The sequence below is a fragment of the Psychrobacillus sp. genome (genome assembly GCF_056205495.1).
In genome coordinates this window covers 1-3,966 of the sequence record NZ_JBAEAP010000058.1, presented here as the reverse complement: position 1 = coordinate 3,966, position 3,966 = coordinate 1, and the positions used below count along the sequence as shown (strand labels likewise).

The window sequence follows — 3,966 nt, the reverse complement described above, 5'->3', positions numbered from 1 at the left end:
AATTTACGACAATCAACTTCCAGGCTTCCCTCGAGCAATCCCATTTACGACAATCCCGCGCTACTTTACTACAATCAATCCACGGATTACTACAATCACTCCATAATTTACGACAATCAACCGCCTGCTCCCCTCAAGCCTATCCGTTTACGACAATCCATCGCAGACTCGTCCACATCTTCTACCCTATCCCCTACCAGCTTTGAGCTTTCTACTCCAACAAACAAAAGGACCACCTCACCTATGTGAGACAGCCCTTATATTAATGTTATTGCAATAATCGAAGCACTTTTTCTACTTCCTGCTCGCCAGCATGCTCCCAGCGATTTTTGTCGGAAATGTTGCCGTCCTGATCTATCGGTGATTGAAACTGATCAAAACCTGTAGTGGTTAGCAACGAATTTTCATCCTTATCCAAACCAACGTTAACGACATGTTTTATTAAATAAGGAGATTGGAATTTAATATGCGCCTCATAATCATCAAGTTCTCCTTGCGTCACCGTAAAAGGAATTCGAAGATAAATGGTTTCTCCTTCCTCGCGTCAAAGAATAGAATCAAAGCTACCTTTATGGTAATCCCAGTTTCCTCCGATTGTATAACCTAAACTCGATATACGATCTTGTAAATCTCCAAAAAATGCTGTCTTACCTTCTAATTCTGTGTTTAACTGAAGCATTGCTATCACTCCTTCATTGGATACTCATGTATAGAGTTTCCCAATGCCAGTAATAACATACGTTATTTTTCTTTTTCAAAAAACAAGCCAATTACCTTTTCCAATAAACCCTTTTTAGGATGATGCAAGTTTATCTCCATAAGTTTTTGAGCGATTAAATCGGACAGCATGTCATAGCCTGCATCTCCAAAATGAAGACCATCGCCCTTTTCACCAACTAGTAGCTCTTTGTAATCTTCTCTTGAATACATAGCAGTAAAAAAATCTATGTAGTGACTACCTGTCTCTTCAGCTACCTCTCTTACAACGGTTGTATATTGTAGCAAGGACTCATTAGAGCGATTCTCCTGCAAAGATTCGTCTACTGGAGGCGGTGAAATAAGAATAGTCTTACTTGGACTAATGACCTTCGCAAAGGTCGTTATATTACGCTTGAATAATTCTAAGTCTACTAAACGATATGTGGCAGAATCATTCGAACCAAAAAGAATTGTGACATAGTCAGGTTTTTTAGCAATTACATCTGCAGCGAAACGTTCAATCGCCTGTTCAGTTGTATTGCCCGAGACTCCGGCATTGATAAAATTATAGTTCGGTAATTTGTGAGATAGCTTATATGTAAGCGCAGAACTTGGATTACCTTCCTTTCTAGCTGTGATACTATCACCAAAGCAAACAACAGTTGTCATTTTTATCAAGCCTCCATTCTATTATTTTTTTCTCTCTTTAAGTTTATATTCACTAAAAAGTGGCTATACAAACATATGAGACGGCTATGGAGGAACATCATGAACAAGAAAAGAGTCACATGGGTAGACGTAACAAAGGGTTTTTTAATGATCCTCGTTGTTATAGGACACTACCCTGGAGAACTAGATTTCCCTCTATCAAAGTATATTTACTGGTTTCATATGCCAGCATTTTTTCTATTGAGTGGAATCTTCTTCAAGGAAATAAAAGAAGATACATCATCTAATAAAACAGTAAAGAAAAGATTTTTGCAACTAATGGTACCTTATCTATTTTTCCTTTTAACGATTACAGGTATTCGATATGGTATGGAAATATCCCAAGGAAATCACGATTTTTCTTGGTATTTAAACGATTTGTGGAAATTATTCATTGCTGGTAGATTTGTCCGGGGCGCTTACGGAGTTTTCTGGTTTGTTACTACTCTATTCTTTACTTATTTACTATTTATGTGGATGACAAAATATTTAAGCAAAGTACAACAAATAAGTCTCCTTGCCTTTTGCTATATTGCCGCGCATCTTCAAAGTATTTTTGCTAGAGAAGTAATCAGTGAATCAGCAGTAGAATCAGCACAATCTATCCCAATGGTATGGAATTTAGATGTCGTATTGATGGCAGTTGTATACTTTTCATTAGGCTACTACGGTAAATCTTTGTGGATGAACGTCACCAAGCCTTGGCTATTCAGTGCAGGAGCGTTAGCTTTTGGAATGATTCTACTAGATCAAAATGGATTGATAAATTACAAACTGAGTATGAAATTTCTTCGTTATGATCATATGCTATTAGATTTAATTATCCCGATTTCCTTTATCATTGTAATCGTAGGCTTTTTCCAAAGAATTACTAAAATTCTTTCAATGGAATGGCTACGAAAAATTGAAAATCATTCCATAGCTATTATGTACTTACATATTTTTACGGACATGATTTTGAACGATTACTTTGAATACGGAGTGGTCGGTTACACTATATTATGTACAGTTATTCCAATCATTATTTCTATTATCATTCAAAACGTTATCCCATATGGTAAATTTTTGCTCGGAGATATTCGCGCGAAAAGACCAATGCAGATAGAGATTTAAAAACCGCCAAATGGCGGTTTTTTAATGTTTAAACAGGTATTACACAAATAAAATAGAACATTAGTTCGTAAATATGTTATAATAGAAAGTGCAATTGCATACCAGGTTGGGCGGCGGTCACTTCTTTCAAAGGGGTGATGCCAATGACAATTTACGAATCGATTAATTTGTTAATGCAGCTAAGTGCTGTCTTCCTAACAGCTTTTTCTATCGTAGTGACATTGATTATTTTCTTCATAAAAAAGAAATAACCGTCCCCTGGCAAAGGTTTGACGGTTATTTCTGACCTAGGACCAACCGCTCTTTCTGCGGCTGCATATTGTAGGACTGGATATTGCAGTATCCAGTCCTTTAACTTGCTTATTTATTGTTATTATATACAGAAACCAATATACATTCAACTTATAGCTGGTCAAATATGCCTTATTTTCTGCTTGTCACCCCAGAATTATTAATACTTATGAATTACTTTATGAAATGCAATAATTTATTATCGCATACATAGATTCTTTAAATAAAAAAAGTAGACATTGAAACGTCTACTCTTTTGTCCTTTATGCTCTGCTGTCCAGTCGTCCTATAGATCATTGCCAAAATACGTAGGAACAACCGTTTCATAAATTTGTCCGTCCATTTCATGTCTCAGACGCTTTACAGCAATTTGGAAATAATCTAAAATATTTTTCTCCGTCATAATCTCTGAAACTGGCCCGGTTATGACAGGCATTTCTTTAGCAACCATTAATACTTTATCTCCTAGATAAAATGCATGATTTGCGTAATGAGTATTGATGACACAGGCCAAGCCCTTTTCTTTTGCTAGTTTTTTTATTGTTTGCAGGATCACCTTTTGCTTTTGCATATCTAAATGGGACTCCGGCTCGTCTAGTACTAAAATCTCTGGATCTGCCACTAGGGTTCGGGCGATTAGCGCTAACTGTAGCTCCCCTCCGCTTACAGATGTGCAGGATTCCTCTGCTAAATGCTTGATGCCTACTGAATCTAAGGCTTCTAAAGCCAAGGCATAGTCTTTTTTAGAGGGCTGGGCAAAGGAACGAATATATACTGCTCTACCCATTGTCACTAAATCCAAGATAGAATAGCTGAATGTCATACTAGATGCTTGAGGTACATAACCAATTTTTGTCCAAACTTCCTTCGAATTCATCTGAGAAAGTGGTTTGCCATCTAGTAAAGTTGCTCCTCTTTTCCATTCTTGTAAACCCATCATACATTTTAACAACGTAGTCTTTCCCGCACCGTTTGGACCTAGAATAGACATTATTTCTCCAGGACGAAGCTCAAAGTTAATATCATTCAAATATACAAAACCTTGAGCATTAGGATTCTTCACTTTTTTATAAAAGTAGTTTCCACCCTTTACCTCTAAAATCAATTCCAGCCACCTCCTGTTTTACGGAGTAAATATGCAAAAAACGGAGCTCC

General features: G+C 36.8%; 3 protein-coding genes and 1 pseudogene. 1 reads left to right on the top strand and 3 read right to left on the bottom strand.

Features of this window, described 5'->3' with window-relative positions; genetic code table 11:
* Positions 1–268: 268 nt before the first annotated feature.
* Both AC06OU_RS01880 and AC06OU_RS01875 read right to left on the bottom strand, forming a co-directional pair.
* A pseudogene (locus tag AC06OU_RS01880) lies at positions 269–679 on the bottom strand (YugN family protein).
* 62 nt (positions 680–741) lie between these two features.
* Positions 742–1,368: a GDSL-type esterase/lipase family protein gene (locus AC06OU_RS01875; RefSeq protein WP_475853591.1), complete on the bottom strand. Its 627-nt coding sequence runs from the start codon at positions 1,366–1,368 to the stop codon at positions 742–744.
* Between the two features lie 99 nt (positions 1,369–1,467).
* On the opposite strand from AC06OU_RS01875, the gene AC06OU_RS01870 reads away from it, so the two are divergent.
* A complete protein-coding gene (locus tag AC06OU_RS01870) occupies positions 1,468–2,520 on the top strand; it encodes an acyltransferase family protein (RefSeq protein WP_475853590.1) in 1,053 nt (350 codons plus the stop codon).
* 577 nt (positions 2,521–3,097) lie between these two features.
* Here AC06OU_RS01870 and AC06OU_RS01865 read toward each other — a convergent pair.
* Positions 3,098–3,916 carry an ABC transporter ATP-binding protein gene (locus AC06OU_RS01865; RefSeq protein WP_475853589.1) on the bottom strand — a complete coding sequence of 273 codons (819 nt, stop codon included), beginning with the start codon at positions 3,914–3,916 and terminating at the stop codon, positions 3,098–3,100.
* Positions 3,917–3,966: the final 50 nt, after the last annotated feature.

What these genes read in the sequence shown, in the direction of transcription:
- AC06OU_RS01875 (WP_475853591.1), bottom strand. Translation starts at nt 1,368, where the DNA reads ATGACAACTGTTGTTTGCTTTGGTGATAGTATCACAGCTAGAAAGGAA.
- AC06OU_RS01870 (WP_475853590.1), top strand. Translation starts at nt 1,468, where the DNA reads ATGAACAAGAAAAGAGTCACATGGGTAGACGTAACAAAGGGTTTTTTA.